Origin of the sequence: Brevundimonas sp. AJA228-03 (genome assembly GCF_017795885.1) — a bacterium.
In the GTDB taxonomy this organism is placed as follows: domain Bacteria; phylum Pseudomonadota; class Alphaproteobacteria; order Caulobacterales; family Caulobacteraceae; genus Brevundimonas.
The window spans coordinates 779,005-796,470 of the sequence record NZ_CP059297.1 but is presented as its reverse complement, the minus strand read 5'-3'; the positions used below and the strand labels follow the sequence as shown (position 1 = coordinate 796,470).

The 17,466-nt window shown below is 64.6% G+C and carries 17 protein-coding genes; 7 read left to right on the top strand and 10 right to left on the bottom strand.

The genetic code is table 11. The features are described from left to right. Nucleotides 1-11: 11 nt before the first annotated feature. Both HZ989_RS03975 and HZ989_RS03970 read right to left on the bottom strand, forming a co-directional pair. Entirely contained in the window at nucleotides 12-632 is a 621-nt protein-coding gene (locus HZ989_RS03975; protein WP_209322344.1) for a hypothetical protein, read from the bottom strand. A gap of 10 nt (nucleotides 633-642) precedes the next feature. After that, the gene (locus HZ989_RS03970; protein WP_209322343.1) at nucleotides 643-1,791 is read right to left on the bottom strand and encodes a polysaccharide biosynthesis/export family protein; all 1,149 of its coding nucleotides are present in this window, start codon (nucleotides 1,789-1,791) and stop codon (nucleotides 643-645) included. Between the two features lie 452 nt (nucleotides 1,792-2,243). On the opposite strand from HZ989_RS03970, the gene HZ989_RS03965 reads away from it, so the two are divergent. Further along, a complete protein-coding gene (locus HZ989_RS03965) occupies nucleotides 2,244-4,283 on the top strand; it encodes a S8 family peptidase (RefSeq protein ID WP_209322342.1) in 2,040 nt (679 codons plus the stop codon). Nucleotides 4,284-4,441: 158 nt separating this feature from the next. On the opposite strand, the gene HZ989_RS03960 is transcribed toward HZ989_RS03965, so the two are convergent. From HZ989_RS03960 to HZ989_RS03940, 5 genes are all read right to left on the bottom strand, one after another. Next, entirely contained in the window at nucleotides 4,442-5,314 is an 873-nt protein-coding gene (locus HZ989_RS03960; RefSeq protein ID WP_209322341.1) for a hypothetical protein, read from the bottom strand. Then, nucleotides 5,314-6,000 carry an ABC transporter ATP-binding protein gene (locus HZ989_RS03955; RefSeq protein WP_209322340.1) on the bottom strand — a complete coding sequence of 229 codons (687 nt, stop codon included), beginning with the start codon at nucleotides 5,998-6,000 and terminating at the stop codon, nucleotides 5,314-5,316. The genes HZ989_RS03960 and HZ989_RS03955 overlap by 1 nt, the downstream gene beginning before the upstream one ends. Continuing rightward, nucleotides 6,000-7,163, bottom strand: coding sequence for a chain-length determining protein (locus tag HZ989_RS03950; RefSeq protein ID WP_209322339.1), 1,164 nt, complete (start codon nucleotides 7,161-7,163; stop codon nucleotides 6,000-6,002). The genes HZ989_RS03955 and HZ989_RS03950 overlap by 1 nt, the downstream gene beginning before the upstream one ends. Nucleotides 7,164-7,209: 46 nt before the next feature. Continuing rightward, nucleotides 7,210-8,010 carry an ABC transporter permease gene (locus HZ989_RS03945; protein WP_245162445.1) on the bottom strand — a complete coding sequence of 267 codons (801 nt, stop codon included), beginning with the start codon at nucleotides 8,008-8,010 and terminating at the stop codon, nucleotides 7,210-7,212. A gap of 214 nt (nucleotides 8,011-8,224) precedes the next feature. Then, complete coding sequence (locus HZ989_RS03940) at nucleotides 8,225-9,721, bottom strand: hypothetical protein (RefSeq protein WP_245162444.1); 1,497 nt, start codon at nucleotides 9,719-9,721, stop codon at nucleotides 8,225-8,227. A gap of 78 nt (nucleotides 9,722-9,799) precedes the next feature. Here HZ989_RS03940 and rfbB point away from each other — a divergent pair, with 78 nt between their 5' ends. Genes rfbB through rfbA form a run of 3 tightly spaced genes read left to right on the top strand, consistent with a single transcriptional unit; the run spans nucleotide 9,800 to nucleotide 12,637 of the window. Further along, nucleotides 9,800-10,867, top strand: a complete 1,068-nt coding sequence (gene rfbB / locus HZ989_RS03935) for a dTDP-glucose 4,6-dehydratase (RefSeq protein WP_245162443.1) — start codon at nucleotides 9,800-9,802, stop codon at nucleotides 10,865-10,867. Then, nucleotides 10,860-11,750 (top strand): dTDP-4-dehydrorhamnose reductase, encoded by an 891-nt coding sequence (rfbD, locus tag HZ989_RS03930; RefSeq protein WP_209322337.1) that lies wholly within the window; start codon nucleotides 10,860-10,862, stop codon nucleotides 11,748-11,750. Before rfbB ends, rfbD begins: the two co-directional genes overlap by 8 nt. Next, nucleotides 11,747-12,637 (top strand): glucose-1-phosphate thymidylyltransferase RfbA, encoded by an 891-nt coding sequence (gene rfbA, locus HZ989_RS03925; protein WP_209322336.1) that lies wholly within the window; start codon nucleotides 11,747-11,749, stop codon nucleotides 12,635-12,637. The genes rfbD and rfbA overlap by 4 nt, the downstream gene beginning before the upstream one ends. A 68-nt stretch (nucleotides 12,638-12,705) precedes the next feature. On the opposite strand, the gene rfbC is transcribed toward rfbA, so the two are convergent. Together rfbC and HZ989_RS03915 are read right to left on the bottom strand one after the other, a co-directional pair. Then, nucleotides 12,706-13,293 (bottom strand): dTDP-4-dehydrorhamnose 3,5-epimerase, encoded by a 588-nt coding sequence (gene rfbC, locus HZ989_RS03920; RefSeq protein WP_209322335.1) that lies wholly within the window; start codon nucleotides 13,291-13,293, stop codon nucleotides 12,706-12,708. 7 nt (nucleotides 13,294-13,300) lie between these two features. Beyond that, nucleotides 13,301-14,254 (bottom strand): cell wall hydrolase, encoded by a 954-nt coding sequence (locus tag HZ989_RS03915; protein WP_209322334.1) that lies wholly within the window; start codon nucleotides 14,252-14,254, stop codon nucleotides 13,301-13,303. Between the two features lie 121 nt (nucleotides 14,255-14,375). Here HZ989_RS03915 and HZ989_RS03910 point away from each other — a divergent pair, with 121 nt between their 5' ends. From HZ989_RS03910 to HZ989_RS03900, 3 genes are all read left to right on the top strand, one after another. Further along, nucleotides 14,376-15,002 carry a prepilin-type N-terminal cleavage/methylation domain-containing protein gene (locus HZ989_RS03910; RefSeq protein ID WP_209322333.1) on the top strand — a complete coding sequence of 209 codons (627 nt, stop codon included), beginning with the start codon at nucleotides 14,376-14,378 and terminating at the stop codon, nucleotides 15,000-15,002. A gap of 169 nt (nucleotides 15,003-15,171) precedes the next feature. Continuing rightward, nucleotides 15,172-16,059 (top strand): type II secretion system protein GspK, encoded by an 888-nt coding sequence (locus HZ989_RS03905; RefSeq protein WP_209322332.1) that lies wholly within the window; start codon nucleotides 15,172-15,174, stop codon nucleotides 16,057-16,059. Continuing rightward, on the top strand, nucleotides 16,028-17,089 hold the full coding sequence (locus HZ989_RS03900) for a hypothetical protein (RefSeq protein ID WP_209322331.1): 1,062 nt from the start codon (nucleotides 16,028-16,030) through the stop codon (nucleotides 17,087-17,089). Before HZ989_RS03905 ends, HZ989_RS03900 begins: the two co-directional genes overlap by 32 nt. Here HZ989_RS03900 and HZ989_RS03895 read toward each other — a convergent pair. Then, entirely contained in the window at nucleotides 17,067-17,450 is a 384-nt protein-coding gene (locus tag HZ989_RS03895; RefSeq protein WP_245162441.1) for a hypothetical protein, read from the bottom strand. The two genes, HZ989_RS03900 and HZ989_RS03895, sit on opposite strands and share 23 nt — an antisense overlap. Between the last annotated feature and the right edge of the window lie 16 nt (nucleotides 17,451-17,466).

Here is a 17,466-nt window from a genome sequence, read left to right as displayed (position 1 = left end):
CCCGTCGCTGGCTAGCCTGGGCGCGGAGCCTTTCGGCGAGAGACGCGGGCGGGACCGGTCTTCGGCGACGCGATCCCTGCCGGGCCTTCCAGGGCGATGACGTCGTCCGGAGCCGAAAGGCGAAGCCGGGTGCCACCCGCCTTCGGGCGACCGCTTTCCAGCGCCCGCCAGTCTGCGCCGAGACGAATCGCGGCATCGACGATGTCCAGCAGGTCCTGGCCGCCCGCGGTGCCTGCGCCGTTTCGGAGCCGGGCACAGCCCGCGAGCAGGGCCGAAGCCGCTCTGACCTCGGGGGGACCCGAACGGCCGATGTCCGCCAGGGTGCCATAGCGCCAGCCCTTTTCCGGCGGCCGCTCCATCAGCAGGGCCCAGCGGGCTTCCGGCGTCAGATGTTCGCCCAGAAACGACCACGAACGCGCGCGTTGTCCCCGGCGATAGTGCCCGGGAGCCGTCGGCAGGCCGTGGCGGCCATAGACATCCAGCGCGGTCCGCTCGATCCCGTCCAGCAGTTCGGACCCCGGAGGTTTTGCTCGCCCCACCGCCTCCCACGGGTCGATCCCCACCGACGCGTCGATCCCGGGCTGATCCTGACCGCGGAGGGCACCCAGGCGGCCGAGCAGGACGCGCCACATGCCGGTGGTCCTAGTTGCTGGTCAGGGTGTTCGTGACGGACAGGTCATAGACGACGCGCGTCACCTGCTGGATCAGACCGAAGAACTTGCTGACCTCGGCCGACAGGGCACGCGGCGCATAGATGATGTCCTCGGGCTGGATCACGAAGCTGCCAGCGGTGAACAGGCCTTCGCCTTCTTCCAGATTCAGGCGGTAAATGACCGGCACGCCCTTGATGGTCGCGGGCTGGGTGATGCCCAGCGCCTCGGCCACCTCGGGCCGCTCGAAGCGGAAGACCATCACGGACCGCGCGTTGGCAGCGGCGTCGTTCAGCCCGCCGACCCGGCTGAGGACGTCGGCCAACGTCGTTTCCCCCGCCGGCATGTCGACAAGCGTGATAGCGTTCACCGCGCCAAAGGTCCTGTAACGGCGGGGCACATAGGACAGACTGACCAGATCGCCGGTTTGCAGGCGGATGTTTTCTTCGAAGTTGGACGAGACAGCCGTCAGGGGTGCCGAAAACGTCTGGTCTCCGCGCCGCACATCCACACGGATGTCCTGGGAGGGACGCGCGGGCCCACCGGCGGCGGCCAGGACGTCCAGAATCGTGTTGGAGTTGACCGATAGAGGTTTGCGTCCGGGCTCGCGAACCTCGCCCAGCACCGTGACGGTGTTGGAAGCGTTTTCGGCCAGCACGACGCTGACCTGGGGGTTGCCGACCTTGCCGACGAGGGCGCGCCGGATGGCGGCCGCCGCTTCCGTCGTGGTCAGGCCGGCGACACGGACGGCACCGGCATAAGGCACGGCGACGGCACCCGCGCGATCAACGGTTGCGGCGGGAAGGGACTGGCCGCCCGACCGGATGTTGGTGCTGGACGAGCCGCCTCCGAACAGCGCGCCGCTTGGCTCGAAGATCGAGACGATCAGCCCGTCGCCCTCCCCGATGACATCGATCGGCTGGCTGCTCGCGGCGGCCGCCAGCGAACCACGATCGGGACCGGCCGTCGCCTTGATCCTTTCGGCCACGGCATAGTCCAGCGGCACGATGGCATAGGAGGCCCCGTTGACGTCGGCCTCGGCACCCCGCTCGATGGCCCGTCCCGACGGCCCGTCACGGGGCACGGTCGAGCAGCCACCCAGGGTGGCGAGAATCAGGACGGCGAGCACGGAGTGTTTCATGGGACCCACTTCAGTCAGACCTCCGGTGCTTACCGGCCTTTGGGCACCGATGCCAGAGCATCGGCACGTCGCGAAAGCGTGATCCGCTTCATCGCTGGCCTGCGCCATCGTCCAGCTGGCCAAGTCATGCCCATTAGTGAATTGTGCATCCAGGGGCGGCGAAGGTCTCCGACGATGTCGGAGGAGAGGGTCTTCAAATGGTAACGCACAGTGGGCGCGGTCGGTGGATATCGCTGGGTGCCCTGATGCTGCTGCTTTGGCCGCTGGCGGCATGCGGTGGCGGCGGCGGGGGCGGAATGACCACCCCGACGCCGATCATACCGGCACCGCCCCCTCCGCCTCCGCCTCCGCCTCCGCCGCCACCACCACCTCCTCCTCCACCGCCGCCCGCCGTACCCTCCGCGACATCGACCGAGTATCTGCGCAACTACGGGGTCGCCAACGTCGGGGCGATGACGGCCTGGAATGCCGGCGCGACCGGCGCGGGCATCACGGTCGGCGTCATCGACAGCGGTGTACAACAGGATCAGCCCGATCTGGCGGGGCGCATATCCCCCCTTTCGATCGACATCGTCTCGGGCCGCAACGCGCCGAACGGGACCGACAACCACGGCACTTTCGTCGCCGGGGTCTTGGCGGCGGGGTTCAACGGCTTCGGCACGGTGGGCGTGGCCTATAACTCCACAGTCCTGTCGATCCGATCCGACATCAGCGACTGCACGGACCCCACAGACACCGTCTGTTTCGCCAGCACCGACCTGGCGCGAAGCATCGACTATGCCGTGGCGAACGGCGCGCGTGTCATCAATCTGTCCATCGGCGGCGATGGCCGGTTGGGGACCAGTTTTGAGAATGCCCTGCTACGGGCCATCAACGCGGGCGCTGTTTTCGCCATTTCGTCCGGAAATTCAACGGCAGCCGATCCCGAATATCCGGGGCGCTATGCCAGCGACGCCCGCTTCGCCGGTGCCATCATCGTCGTCGGGGCCCACGACAACGCCAACCAGATCGCCAGCTTTTCCAACCGCGCCGGGGTGTCGGCCGCCAACTTCATCAGCGCGCCCGGCGTCGATATCATAAGCCGGTGCAACGGCACCTCCTGCTTTCGGGGCAGCGGGACCTCTTTTTCGTCTCCGGCCGTCGCGGGCGCGCTCGCGCTGTTGCTGGACGCCTTTCCCAACCTGACCGGGCGTCAGGCGGTCAGCCTGCTTCTGGCCACGGCCCGCGATGCGGGCGACGCCGGGACGGACGCCGTCTATGGCAAGGGGCTGCTGGACATCGCCAGAGCCTTTGCTCCGGTGGGAACGACCAGTTCGCCCTCGGCATCCGGCGGTCAGGTTCAGGTCGCGACCCAGCCCGGCAGCTTCATCGGCAAGGCCTTCGGCGACGCCATGGTCGGCCAGACAGCGCTGGCGACCATCAGCTACGATTCCTACAATCGGCTGTTCCGTACCGACCTCGGCGGCGTCTATCCCTCCGCGCCCCGCGTCAGCCGCCAGCCTGGCACCCCGGTGTCGCTGCAGAGTTCGGCGGTGCAGATCGCGACTCCATCCGGCGCGACCCTGTCGCTGACCACGTCCGCGCCCCTGCCGGAGCCGGAGCCGGTCGTCGATCGCGCCACGCCCTTCACCGCGCCCTGGCTGGGCGCCGAGCCGCCGCGCGAGGCGCGACTGAACATCGTGGCGGGACGCTATGGCTTCTCGGCCTGGCAGGGTCAGGGCGGCACACGATCGCCGTTCCGCAGTGGATCGGGAGACGGCTTCACCGCCCTGGCCAATGCGGATCATGCCATGCGCGGCGCCGTCGATCTGGGAGCCTTCACCCTGACGGGCGAGACCGGCGGAGGCGACCGGACAGCCCTGCTGCGTCCGGTCGAGCGCGATGCGTCGTCCTATGCGCGCGTTGCAGTAAGCTGGCGCGGACGAGAGGGCTCGGTGAACCTCAGCCTGGGCAATCTGGACGAACGGCTGGGCCCGCTGGGTGCCTATCTTCCGTCGAGATCCGGGCTTGCGCTGCCCTCCCATACCCGGTTCGGCACGCTTGGCGGCGAGTTCGCGCTCTGGAAAGACGCGTCCTTGTCGGGCGAGTTCGGCCTCGGGCGCACCGCCCTGAACGGACGCCTGCTGTCGCTCGAGAGCGATGCGCTCAGCTCAACATGGCGCACGGCCCTCAATACCGGTTGCCCCGGCTGGCTGCCAGGCTGCCTCGGCCTGACATGGGAGGTGTCGCAACCTGTACGGATCGAAAGCGGGACGTTCGCTGCCGAACTGGCCGACGTACCCCTGGCCTATCTTGATCCCGTGACCTTCTCGATCCGCCGGTTCTCGGCGGCCCCCAGCGGGCGCGAGATCAACTACGCCGTGCGAAGCCAGCATGCCTTGCCCGATGGCTCTGTCATGTCTCTGGAGGCCGTGGCGATCCAGCAGGAGCAGCACCGTCGCGGCGCTCCGCTCGGATTCGCCGTTCTGGGCACATGGCGTCGGATCCTGTAGCCGCCCGGTCAGGGATTGTGGGAGACTCCGTCAGAGATCCTCCCCCGCAAAGGTGGACGGGGTGATGCCGGATCAGGCCGGGCGCGGGCCGCTGGCGTTCTATGGCAACGGGGACGACGCCTGCTCAGGACAACATGGTGTCGAAGTCGTAGAGAGGGTCAGTGAGGCGCGGCCTGATCGCGATCTGTGGTCTCGACACGGTTGACCTCACAGCCCTGGAAGCCAAGGACGCCCTGAAAGATCGGGTATTGGATCCAGATCCTCAGCTGGGCTGCATCGGGCTGTTCCCAGACATGTTCAAGACTGACGGCATAGGTTCCGGCCTGGCGTATCGTCGTCACCACCCGGCTGAACTCGACCCCGGCACCCCACTCAAAAATCAACGGCACATGAGAGTTTTCAGTATCCACGGTAACATTGAGTTCCGCACGCCAGCGACCCTCGGGCAGGCGGATATAGGGGCCATAAACCACCGGCCGCATCCGGCCAGTCAGGTCGAGCAGCGGTCGGTCGACGGTTCCTGTGTGACCCTCCGGATAATGAAACCAGCGCGGATGCCAGTGCGCCCGACCGGCGGGCGTCGATATGTCAAAAACAGCCAGGGGTGAATCCAGGGCCGACCCACCGTTGGGACTCCTCTCCGTCTGCTTCCGCTCGACGGGTCCAAGGACGGGAAACTCAAGCCGGGACCTGGTTGCGAGAAGAACGGTGGCACCATGTTTTGCCGCCATTTCCGCCTCGACAAGCATGTGCGACCTTTGAACGATCGCCGCTTGCCTGACAGTGAGATCGGAATCCACCGTATCGTCGAGGGTCGTATCGATCACCACGGCTCGCGCATGCGGCGCAAAGGCCAGCATCGCGGCGTGGCTATCAGCGAAGACCAGTCCGGCCCCTGGAGTGATCGATGGGTCGGTCGCGACATCCGAGACCAGCCATCCAAGGTCTGTGGCGCGCGCCGCCAGGGCCTCACGCCAGGCGGCCCCGGCCGCTGACGGCACGAGCATTACGCAAAGCGTCTCGCCCGACATCAAGCCGTCCGAAGCCAGGAGTAGATGTCCACCGCTTCCGCGACGTCCTCGAAGATCTTGCACTTGCCGCTTTCGATGATGATGGCCCGGTCACAGTAATGAGCGACCAGACTTGTGTCATGCGACGCAATCATGAATGCGCGATTCTTTCGTCGCTGAAACAGCTCGTCCTGGCATTTCTGCTGGAAACGCGCATCTCCCACGGCCACCAGCTCGTCGATGAGATAGCAATCGAATTCGATCGCCAACGACAATCCAAAGGCGAGGCGCGCCCGCATTCCGGATGAGTAGTGCTTCACCGGAAGACGAAGTGAGCGCCCCAACTCTGCGAACGCATCAACACGCTCCAACGTTTTGCTGTAGTTTCGATTGTAAAGCCGGGCGAGGAACCGGATGTTGTCCAGCCCCGACAGGCTGCCCTGAAACCCTCCCCCGAAGCCGATGGGCCAGGACGACGACATGCTCCATGCGATCTCGCCTTCCGTAGCGGGCAAGATGCCGCCCAGCATTTTGATCAGCGTTGACTTGCCCTGGCCGTTTCGACCCAGAACGGCCAATCGCCCACTGCGGCCAAGTGTGAAGTCTATGTTCTGAAAGACCGGGCGGGTCGCGCCGTGAAACGTCTTGCTGACGTTCGTCACGCGCAGCCCCGGTGCCTCGGTCGCCAAAGTCGGGTCGCTCGCCATCAGTCCTGACTGTGCTCGCGCACCCCCGCCCAAATCAGCCAGCCGACCCCATAGATCAGCATGGCAGTGGCGAAAACGGTAAGGATCGCGATCCAGCGACGCGGTTGTGTTGGCTTGTCGGGCAGGTTGGGGCTCACGATGCGATCCAGATACAGCTTTTGACGGCGCGCATCCTGTTGCGCCGACAAAAGAGCTGTGGTCGCCTGGGTCAGCTCGCGATCGGCCAGCTCGCGCTGGAGGCTCAGGTCATCATAGACGCTCACGCGTGGGGCCAGGGATCCCGACGTTCCGGCGACCTTGCTGCGCTCATTGGCAATCTCGCGTTCGTAGGCCGTGATGCGACGATCGAGGATCGGTAGCTGGGGGCTTTGTCCGGCTTCGGCAGCGAGCTGGGCGCGCTCGGCGCGCAACTGCGCCACCGTGGCCAGCAGTCCACCGATCAGTGACGAACTTTCGCGCGCGGCGAGGGTCGGATCGATGAAACCCTCGCGATTCCTGAACGCGGTCAGCTTTTGCTGAACCTCGGTCAAGCGTGCTTGCGCGGCATCGCGAGCAATGGTCGCTTCAGATACCGCGTCACCGTTTGCGCGATCGTTGAGCCGGTTCACCAGCCGTTCGGCACTGACCAGCAAGGCCTGGTTCAGACGCATTGCGTCCTGCGCCCGGAAGGCCTCAACCCGCAATGTGCTGATGCCGGTGGATGAGTTGTAACCCACCACCACGAAACGGTTGAAGCCCTCGTAGAGGCCTTCCTCATCCCGACTATCCCACGGCCGGGGGTATCGCGAGAAGATATCCGTACCGCGAGGATTCAGAATAGAGGGTATGTCGAACCTTTGACCCAGTTCGACCAAGGCGTCGCGTGATGAGATGTATTCATGGACCGCAAACGCATCGGACTGGGTCGTCGACAGCCCCACGCCTTGAAGCGCAACCCCCAGGGCCGACGGCTGCGACTGGCTGGAGGCGCGTACGATGAATCGCGCTTCCGAAACGTAACGCGGTGTGGCGATCAGGAGATAGTAGATGGCGGCGACCAGTGTCGGCAGCGCGACAACCACGACAAAGCCGATCGGCAGTCGCTTCCACCATGGATTGGGGGATTGCCTGAACGTCAGGGCATCCGGAATGGGACCCAGATAGTTGATTTGCGTATCGGCCATGTTCGTTCCATCTGGGCCCTGGGAGGGTCCGGTCTCGGCAAGCTTACTATTCGACTTCGATGCGGTCGCGCGAGGCGGATATGATGAGCAGCCCGATAATGGTCATTATCGTGCCGAGCAGAATAGCGTAGGGGGCATTATAGAATGTCGCGACGAACTCGCCAAAAACGCCGGCTCTGATCATCTCGATCGGGTGGACAAACGGAATCCATAGAACGAAGGTTCTCATCCCCGGCGCAAGCCATGATACCATGTAAAAAGCGCCGGAAATCGGGATCAGGACATAGCTGATGACGGGCACCAGCCGTTCCATGACGTCATAGCGCATCGCCAGTCCCGTCAGCACCAGCGAAAATCCCAATGCGTCCCAGGCCAGCAACAGCCAACCCGCATACAGCAAGAGATAGTTGTAGGGCAGACTGACCTGGTCCAGGGCCAGCAGCACCGTATAGACCACCACAAATGCCCCGGTCGCGCCGCCCAGTTCCAGCACAATGCGCGACATGAAGATGTGCAGAGGCGCGATCTGACGATGATACATCAACCCCATATTGGCCTGAAGCGCGCTGGATAGCAGGCTTATGAAGTGCCGGATGAGAATGAGAGACATATAGCCGGTCATCACAAACGGGGCGAGGCGCACACCGTGTTCGTAAGGCGGCTTGGTCAAGCTCCACAGGATCAAGACGCCGAAACAGAAGACCAGGGGTTCTGCGATCACCCAGGCGAAACCGAGTCCCTGCCGTCCGTACCGCGTCGTCATCTCGCGCATCACCAGCGCTGTAATGATCCGCGACTGCTTGCTGAGCGAAGCTGATATCGTCAAAAAACTACTCTCAATGGCCACCCGGACTTCGCCTCCGCCGGGTTTGAATGAGCCGGGTTCAATCGAGCGTCAAGCGTCCAGTGGACTTCGAAATGACCCGGACGTGCAAGCCCCATCTCCCCGGTCGCACTGGATCGATCCGGAATTCACGGCGAGGGACGTCCGGGCGATTGCGACGCACCGGCCGTTTTCTCGCGTGCGCCTCACACGGTCAGTCCGAACGGGGCAGATACCGCTAAACCGCAGGCAAGGCATTGGCCCGAAGCCAGCGGACCCATATTCCGGGAAGCTGTTGGAAAATGCGATGCCTTGCGATCCAGCGAGCGAATTCCAGCCAGATCGTCGACCTGACGGGCGCGGTGATGTCGATCGTCGGGTGTCCCAGATGGTAATCGACAGCCAACTCAAGATAGCCTTGGCTGACAGGGTCCAATCTGACGGCATTTCGGATAAGTTTCCTGGCCTGCGCAGTATCGCCGTTCAGCCAGCAAAGCTGGGCAGCCCAGGCATTGAGATGCGCAATGCCAGAGGCCCGCTCGATGACCTGATCGGCAATCACCCGTGCGTCTGTCAAACGGCCCGCGACAGCCAGGGCCTGTCCATAGTTTACAAGGTAGTGCAGCGCCTGCTCGCTATCGACAACGAGTCCTTCAAAGATCAGCAAGGCCTCGTCAACCGCATCTCCTCTGAGGAGCAGCTTCGCCAGATTCAAGCGCGCGTGATGGTTCGCGGGACTGACGTCCAGCGCCCGGCGTGCCAGTGCCAGAGCGGTCGCCTGACGGTGCATCGGCTGTAGTCCCGCGATTTCACCGAGGTAGACCCCGCTCGTCGCGCGCCGGCCGCGGGCCTCTCGTTCAAAGTTGCGGGAGTCCAGCCTGTCGTGCAGCACGTCGACGACCAGCGATCCCAGCATGTCAATCTCGCTCAGGAAGCTGGTCACCGGATGTCCCGTGAAGGGCAGACGGATCACGTCGCCGGAACTCTCCTCGGCAATCCGTCGACCGTGCCAATCGTCCGGTCCGCGCGGATCGTAAACGACGATGATTCTGGCAGCACTGTTCAAGCGGCCATTCATCCGCTTGATCCAGCCGATCCGGTGCGCATCCTGGGCCCAGCGTCGATCGTGGGAGACGATATCGGGGTCCAGGGTGTACTGAGGCGACAGCGCCAGAGCAGCATGGGCCCCGATCGCATCGGCGAAACGCACCGCACCATACCCCCCCATGCTTGATCCATAGGTGATGACGCGCGACGCCGTTCCCACCGCCGTTCGAACGCTCGCAAGAGCAGCCTCAATATCGCTGTACTGATACCAGTCTTCGGCTTTTCCCATGACGTGAATAGCCGAGATTCCCTGGGCCTTCAGCCATGCCTCACCGAACCCGGGACGGTCGAAGCCGTGACCGATCCCGTAATTATCGAACGTGATGACCCAGTGGTCCCTGTCGCCGCTCGCAACCTCTCGCACCACCAGGCAATGGCTGCGATAGAGCTCCCGGCTCCCGGACGCGTCCTCGGTACCCAAGTCCATCGCTGCGCCATAGCGTATCGTTTCGAACTGGCCAATGAGAGGTTGCACAGATGGATTCGAGACCGAAGGGTTGACGCCTCGCCACACGGCGTCCGCGATTTCGCAAATCATTGCAATCCCGCGCTCCGCTTCGGCACCGACCTGGCGCGCGGTCGGGACGTCAGGGACCGCCGACGCGACGTCTCCATTCCCCTTCGGCATCGCGCCTATTGTGGACGCCGATCGACGCACCAGACTAGACTGTCGGAGATCTGTACGATCCGGAAAAAAGAGGCAGCTTTGGCGGCGTATCGTATCCTGATCGCGGGGGGGGCGGGCTTCATCGGTTCGGCGCTGGCCCGAGAGATGATCCTGAACTCCACTGCCGAGGTGCTGGTCTTCGACGCCTTGACCTACGCGACGACGTCGGCCGCTCTCGACCCCGTGCGCGGGTCGAGCCGCTTCCGCTTTATCCACGGTGATATCGCTGATCCGATTGCGGTCCGCGCTGCCATCGGGATGTTCAACCCCGATGTGGTTGTGAATCTGGCCGCAGAAACCCATGTTGATCGGTCAATCGATGGCCCGGCCCCCTTTCTTCAAAGCAACGTCGTGGGGGTTTTTGTTCTGCTGGAAGAGGTGCTGGCCCACTGGCGTACGCTTTCAGGGCCGGACCAGGCTGCATTCCGGTACCATCAGGTCTCGACAGACGAGGTGTTTGGCTCGCTGGGCCCGACGGGGGCCTTTAGTGAAACCACCTGCTACGCGCCGCGCTCGCCCTATTCGGCGACCAAGGCCGCAGCTGACCATTTCGTCCGCGCCTGGGGCCACACCTACGGCCTGCCGGTCGTGGTGACGAACTGCTCGAACAACTACGGCCCCTTCCAGTTTCCTGAGAAACTCATCCCGCTGACCATCGTGCGAGCGCTGGCGGGCGATCACCTGCCTGTTTACGGCGATGGCCTGCATGTCCGCGACTGGCTCCACGTCGATGATCATGTCCGGGGGTTGCGGGCTGCGTTCGAACGTGGACGGGGGGGCCAGACCTATGTGTTTGGAGGGGAAACAGAGAAAACCAACATCGCTTTGGTGAACGCCATCTGCTCTGCGCTCGACACGCTCATGCCGCGGCCGGACGCTCGCTCTTACGCTGAGTTGATCCGTCTGGTTGACGATCGCCCGGGACACGACAGGCGCTATGCCGTCGACACGGCGCATACGCGGCAGGCTTTGGGTTGGTCGCCCAGGGTGGACATCGAGCATGGCCTTCTGGACACGGTTGACTGGTATCTGCGGCATCGCGAGTGGTGGACCCCCCTCCTGAGCAGTCGCGACGCCGTCGCAAGGCGCGGGCTCGCGGGTGGCTGATCCGATCAACATCCTTGTCACGGGCGGGCAGGGTCAGATCGGGCAGGCATTGGCCAAAGTTCGATGGGCGCCCGGTGTCAATCTTCTTCGTCCGACCCGGGCGGAGCTGGATCTGACAGACCCAGAGGCGTTGAACGCCTGTTTCGAGCGTCAGCCGTTCCACGCGGTCATCAACGCAGCCGCCTTCACGGCCGTGGATCTGGCCGAGACGCACGTCGGCGACGCGATGTTGAGCAATGCCCTGGTACCGGCGCGGCTGGCGGACCTGACGCGGCGCGCCGACATCCCGCTGGTCCATATTTCGACCGACTTTGTGTTCGATGGGGAGAGTGATCACCCCTACGCCGAACACGATCCAGCCAACCCGATCAACGTCTATGGTGCCTCGAAGCGAGCGGGCGAGCTGGCTGTGCTCTCCGGACACCCGCGCGGGGTGGTCGTTCGAACGGCATGGGTCGTCAGCGCCCGTGGCAGGAACTTCGCCCGCAAGATTCTAGAGGCCGCCGCCCATCAAGACGTGCTGTCCGTCGTGGCGGATACGATCGGCAGTCCGACGTCAGCGGACGACCTTGCAAGGGCCCTGGAGACCGTGACGACCGCCATGATCTCTGATCCATCCGCGCCGACCGGCGTCTATCACTGCGTCAATGCGGGACAGGCCAGTTGGGCCGAGCTGGCCACCGAGCTTGTAGGCCTTGCCGGGCTCGCCACCACGGTCGTTGCCATACCCGCTGCGCAGTACCCTTCGTCTGCAAGGCGACCCCGCAACTCGCGTCTGTCCTGCGGCCGGCTATACAGTGATCATGGTGTCACGATGCGCGACTGGCGCACCGCCCTGGCGGACGTTGTGTCTGAAATCGAACGGGAAAGACTCAGATCTTGAAAGGAATAATTCTGGCTGGCGGCACCGGCACGCGATTGCATCCCATGACCAGCGTGACGTCCAAACAGCTCATGCCGGTTTATGACAAGCCCCTGATCTATTATCCGCTGACGACCTTGATGCTGGCGGGCATTCGCGAAATCCTGATCATCACGACGCCGCGCGATCAGGCAGCCTTCCAGGCCTTGCTCGGGGACGGCAACGCGCTGGGGCTATCGTTTTCATACCTCGCGCAGCCGACTCCTGGCGGGATCGCCCAGGCCTACGTCCTGGGGAGCGACTTTGTGGCCGGCCATCGCTCGGCGCTGATCCTCGGTGATAATCTGTTTCACGGCGACGGCCTGCCCGAACGCCTGAGAAAGGTGTCGGGTGCGGCGTGCGAAAGCGGTGCCACCGTCTTCGCCCATCAGGTTGCCGACCCGGAACGTTATGGTGTGGTGGCTTTCGATGCGGCCGGGCGGGCGCGTTCGATTGAAGAAAAACCGACCCGCCCCCGGTCAAACTGGGCCGTTACCGGCCTCTATCTCTACGACACGCAGGTGGTCGACATTGCCGCTGATCTGACGCCTTCGTCGCGAGGCGAGCTTGAGATTTCTGACATAAACCGGATTTATCTCGAGCGTGGCCAGTTGGCGGTGGAGAGACTGGATCGCGGCGTCGTCTGGCTGGACACGGGCACACCGGAGAGCCTGCTTGAAGCGGCAATACTCGTCCGCACCATAGAACAGCGCCAGGGCATGAAAATTGGTTGCCCCGAAGAAGTCGCCCATCAGATGGGCTATATCGACGACGCAGCGCTGGAAGCGATCGCTTCCCGAATGGTTGGGTCGGATTACGGCCGATATCTTGCGCGCTATCTCGACACAGCACGTTTTGCCCAGGCCTGACCCAACGGGAACAAGATCGTTTGAGCTAGACCCACGGAGTGGGCCCAGCCGAAAGCGTGAATCAGGCCCTAGACACGCGTCAGGGATAATGGACCGCCGCCGTCATAACGAAAGAGGCTGGTCACCTCGGCGAGTGGCGGAAGGCGCTGGTCGCGCTCCGATACGTTTATCTCCGACACAAGACGTGGCCACATGATCGCCAGGGCCGGATCGTTCCATGCCACACCCATCTCGGCGTCGGCATTGTAAAGCGCAGAGACCTTGTACGAGACCGTCACGTCATCGGTCAGGGTCATGAAACCGTGGGCAAATCCAGCAGGTACAAACAGTTGCTCGCCAGCGTCCGTCAGTTCGACCGAAAGGCTATGTCCATAGGTTGGCGATCCAACCCGTAGATCGACAACGCAGTCGTGAACCCGGCCGCGCAAGCAGCTTACCAGCTTGGCCTGTGCGAACGGTGGCTGCTGGAAGTGCAATCCGCGCACGGTGCCCGCGCTGCGAGTCCACGACTGATTGTCCTGCGGGAAGGCGCAGTGGATTCCAAGTTCGACAAATCGGGGTGCGACGTAGGTCTCGCTGAACCAACCGCGTCCATCGTGGTGCCGATGTGCGCCGATCAGGATGACGTTGGCGCTTGAGGTGTCCAATGGCCTCACGACGCGACTATTGCGTCACCGGCGGGGCAGCATCCACCGGCTGTGGGGCCTGGGCCCTGTCGCGGAAGACATCATACGCGCGCTCGAGCGCGTCCAGGCGCACGAACGTCAGCCGGCCGGAGGGCTCGGGGGTGCGGGGCGTATCATCGGACGCGCCCGGCGTCCCGCCGTTCAGCGCCGCGCCATAGAAGATATGGGCCCCAATCTGACGCACCCGCTCCAGGCGTCGTCCCCAGCGGGGGGCGACATAGTCGGCATGATAATTGACCGACCGTGCCGGCAGCAGGGTTTGGGTACTGCCGGCATAGACCTCGCGCGCGATACGTTCCGCCTTGGCCCAGGAACCGGCGTTAATCCGGGTCCGGCCGATAGACCCATCGCAGGTATAGGAGAACTGACAGGTGCGGGCGTTGCGCTGATAGACGACGTCGCAGACTTCGCGCGGATAACGGCCGCTGCGCGCGCGGTTCAGGATCACCTCGGCGACAGCCGCCTGGCCCTCTTCGCTCTCACTGCGGGCCTCGTAATAGATGGCCTGTGTCAGGCAATCGATCGGCGTGGTCGGGCGACGCAGGGCGGCGGCGATCGTCTGCGACGGAGAGTCCGGAAGGGAGACAGTGCGCAGGTTCGAAGACGCATCGGCAACGACGTCGACCGGGGTCGCCGGGGACGTCGGCACCGCGCGGGCGGGTCGCGACGCGGTCGACCCTGGAGCGGAAACGCGTCGGCGCGGCCGGGGCTCGTCGGTCAAGCGCGAACCCTCTCCGGCCTTCAACATGGCCTGGACCCGTTCGTCGAAGCGTTCACGGCGTTCGCGGGCGGACATCACGGGAGGCGCAGCAGCGACCGGCACCCCTGTGTCGCCCAGCGGGGCGGGCACCGGCGCGGGGGCTCCCGCCAGACTCAGTCCGGCGCAAGCCGCGATGGCCCCGCCGATCAGAAATCCCGCCTTCAGCTTCACGAATGGTGTCCCCTGAACCGGGGGACCCATACCAGCGAACCCCTTGAAGGCCAAGGCGTCTGGCGGCCAGGAGGATCCCGGCCTAGACTGCTGCAGCGGCCAACCCGCATGTGGAGCGATGATGCGGCGCTGGCCGAGGACTGGTTTTTCGCTGATCGAAGCGCTGGTCGTTCTGGCGATCGGGTCGATGGCGCTGGCGCTTGTTTTCTCGATCGGCCGCAGCGCCAGTGACAACGGATTTCGGCTGGGCCGCAGTGCCCTGACCGCCGCCGACAACGAGATCGCCGTGGCCGACGCGCGCACGGTGATCGGCAGTCTCCTCATCCGCCCCGTCGCCACCATTCGCGATGCGCAACGAGAAGCCGTAACAGGGAGTTCGACCTCGATCGAAGGCGAGGCGGTGATGCGCCGGGCCACCGCTTGCGCCCCTCGCGGCTGGCGGGGCCGGTTGCGGCTCTCCATCGAACCCGTGGCTGGTCGGCCTGCCCTGATGTGTCACGCCGGCGGCCGATCCACGCGTCTGATGTTGCTGGGCCCGGGCGCGGCATTTTCCTATTCGACCGATGGTGAGGTCTGGTCTCCGGCCTGGACCAACGCGCCCGAACCCGGGGCCGGCCCTGTTGCGGTGACCGTGCCCGTATCCGCCTTCGTCTACCTGCGCCTGTCCAATCCCGGCGGACCCGACATCATGGACACCTCCGCCAGCGGCTTTCCGGCGAGTTGGGTCATGCCGAGCGACCAGATCTAGCATGGTCCCCGTTCCCGCCCGGCAGCGCCCGACAGGCTTCGTACTGCCGACTGTGCTGGTCGTCACAAGCGTGGTCACGCTCATTTTCCTGGTCGCCATCACTGCACTGGCCAGTCTGACACGCGAGGCCGGCCTGGCACGAGCGCGCGTGGCATTCACCCAGCAGGCCATGACCGTCGAGGCGCGCATTGCCTATCTGGGCGCGACGGAACGGATGGGGCCAGCCGGCTTGTTGATCGATGCGCCACTACCGCCCGGTGAGTTCGAAGCGCCGGATCCGGCCAGAGAGGCGGCCTTCCTCGCCGGCATGGCCAACGCCACCGATCTTCGGCTCGATGGGCGGCCCTACCGGTTCGGGACGACGGCGATCATCCGGCTCCAGGATCAGGCGGGCATGGTCAATGTCTCGCGCATCGCCGGACCGGTCATGAGTCGGCTGATGGCTCGCCTGAACGTATCTGCGGCGAATGCGCGATCCCTGGAAGCGGCCCTGGCTGACTACAGCGATCCGGATAATCTGAAGACCGCCAACGGGGCCGAGCGGTCCGACTATCCTGCCGGCAGCGAGGGTCCGGCGAATCGTCCGCTGCGATCCGTCGATGAACTGATGAACGTCCTGGGCGCGCGCCAGGCCATCGCTCCGGCGGCATGGCGCGAACTCAAGCCATCCCTCGCGGCCGACGCGGCCACCTTTCAGCTAAACATCAACACCGCAGACATCGAGGCTCTGCAGATCCTGTTCGGCATGACAGAAACCCAGGCCCGCACCGCCGTCCGCGCGCGCGCGGCTCAGCCGTTCTACTCTCTGGAACAGGCAGCGGCCGACACGGGAGCGGTGCTGGACACCAATCCCGAAATAGGGTCCGTTTACCCGTCGGGACGGATTATCTACACCATAGAAGACAGGCTTTCCCGCTGGACCTATACGGGACGGCTAACCCTGACCCCGACGAACGCGGAGCGCCCTTTTTGGATCGATCGCACCGAATTCAGCGAGGCGCGCCGCTCCGACCCGGATCCCGTCAATGCCCCTGAGTTTCCTGCAGCCCCGCGTTGATCGTCTGGGGTCCGACGGCCGCTTCGAGGTCGTGATGGACGCCGGCCCCCTGGGTCGTTTGCGTCCGCCGGTGCTTCTCCTTGGCCGCGACCTGTGCAGTTACGCCCTCTTCGACCCCGGCGCATTGCCCAGGAACCAGCGGCGTCGGGCGGCTACGATCTACGCCCACGCCAACGGCCCCTATCTGGAGACCGGTAGTCTCGTGCTCCCAATCGGCAAGGGCCTCGGTGTCTGGTGGTGGGACCTGGCTCGCGTCCGCGAACCCATCCTTGCCCGCTACGGTCGCCTTCGTCCGGTGGTCCGTCCGGAATCGCTGGCCATACCCCGTGGCACCGGCTGGCGAATTCTCAGCATTGCCGGTGGCTACGAGGCTCAGCTTTGGGAAAGCGAGACGCTGAAGGTCTCATCATGGCGCAAGTATCGCTTTGACCAACGCGCCTGGTCCGACATCACACGTCTGTACTCGACGGGCGCGGACGCGCCCGACACATTGCCGGCGCCTGTCGTCCTGCCGGCGAGCATCGAAGGACAGGCCTTTGGTCTGTCCAGCGTGGAAATCTCCCGCGATCAAGCCCTGGCTCTGGGCACCGGCGTGGTTGCGATGGCGGCTTTGGCGACCGCCTTCTATGCCCTCGGAGCGATGTTCGGCCTGGATCGCGAGACCCGCGAGGTCGCCCGGCAGACGGCCGAAATCGTCGCCGCGACTCCGGCGGTCGGTACCGGCGGTCCAGGCCGCGCCGATGATGCCCGCCTGGCGGCGTTCCAGTCGGTGGCGCGCGAGACCAGTCCGCTGAGCGCCGCAGGCGCGGCGATCAGCGCCGCCGCCCTCTACGACCTGTCGCCCATCGCCATGGACGCGGAGACAGGCAACCTGTCCATGACCCTGCCCCCGGCCGCTTCGGAGAGACTGGACGAACTGGTCGCTGAGCTCGAAGGCTCGGGCTATTTCGAAAACATTCGTCCCCGCATCGAACCGACGACCCGCAATCTGATCATCGAGATGTCGGTCATCGCCGACCAGGCGGGGTAGGCAGGTAGCGCGTGAAGCGGCAGTCCGCGCCTTCCACACGCAGGCGCATGATCGGCGCGCCGCTACGTGTCAGAACGGCCCTTCCGGGCGCGCACGCTCCCGCATCGTCGATCGTCAGGGCCGGTGTCAGGACGTAGCTCCAGCCCTCGCGCAGCGCCAGCGTCCGTTCCGACGCCCCGGTCGGCTCCTCTCCGGTGGACAGGATGGTGATCGCCTCGCCCGACCGGTTCGCTTCACGCCTCAGCTGAAGCACATCCCGCTGGAATTCGAAGAATACAGCCTGGGCGATGGTCTGGTCCATCAGCCGTCCGCCATTGGGCAGAATGATCGCAGTCGCCAGGGCCATGATGGCCAGGACCACCAGGATCTCGATAAGG

Coding starts and splice junctions, on each gene's coding strand:
- HZ989_RS03975 (WP_209322344.1), bottom strand. CDS start 632: ATGTGGCGCGTCCTGCTCGGCCGCCTGGGTGCCCTCCGCGGTCAGGAT.
- HZ989_RS03970 (WP_209322343.1), bottom strand. CDS start 1,791: ATGAAACACTCCGTGCTCGCCGTCCTGATTCTCGCCACCCTGGGTGGC.
- HZ989_RS03965 (WP_209322342.1), top strand. CDS start 2,244: ATGACGGCCTGGAATGCCGGCGCGACCGGCGCGGGCATCACGGTCGGC.
- HZ989_RS03960 (WP_209322341.1), bottom strand. CDS start 5,314: ATGTCGGGCGAGACGCTTTGCGTAATGCTCGTGCCGTCAGCGGCCGGG.
- HZ989_RS03955 (WP_209322340.1), bottom strand. CDS start 6,000: ATGGCGAGCGACCCGACTTTGGCGACCGAGGCACCGGGGCTGCGCGTG.
- HZ989_RS03950 (WP_209322339.1), bottom strand. CDS start 7,163: ATGGCCGATACGCAAATCAACTATCTGGGTCCCATTCCGGATGCCCTG.
- HZ989_RS03940 (WP_245162444.1), bottom strand. CDS start 9,721: ATGCCGAAGGGGAATGGAGACGTCGCGTCGGCGGTCCCTGACGTCCCG.
- HZ989_RS03910 (WP_209322333.1), top strand. CDS start 14,376: ATGCGGCGCTGGCCGAGGACTGGTTTTTCGCTGATCGAAGCGCTGGTC.
- HZ989_RS03905 (WP_209322332.1), top strand. CDS start 15,172: ATGACCGTCGAGGCGCGCATTGCCTATCTGGGCGCGACGGAACGGATG.
- HZ989_RS03900 (WP_209322331.1), top strand. CDS start 16,028: ATGCCCCTGAGTTTCCTGCAGCCCCGCGTTGATCGTCTGGGGTCCGAC.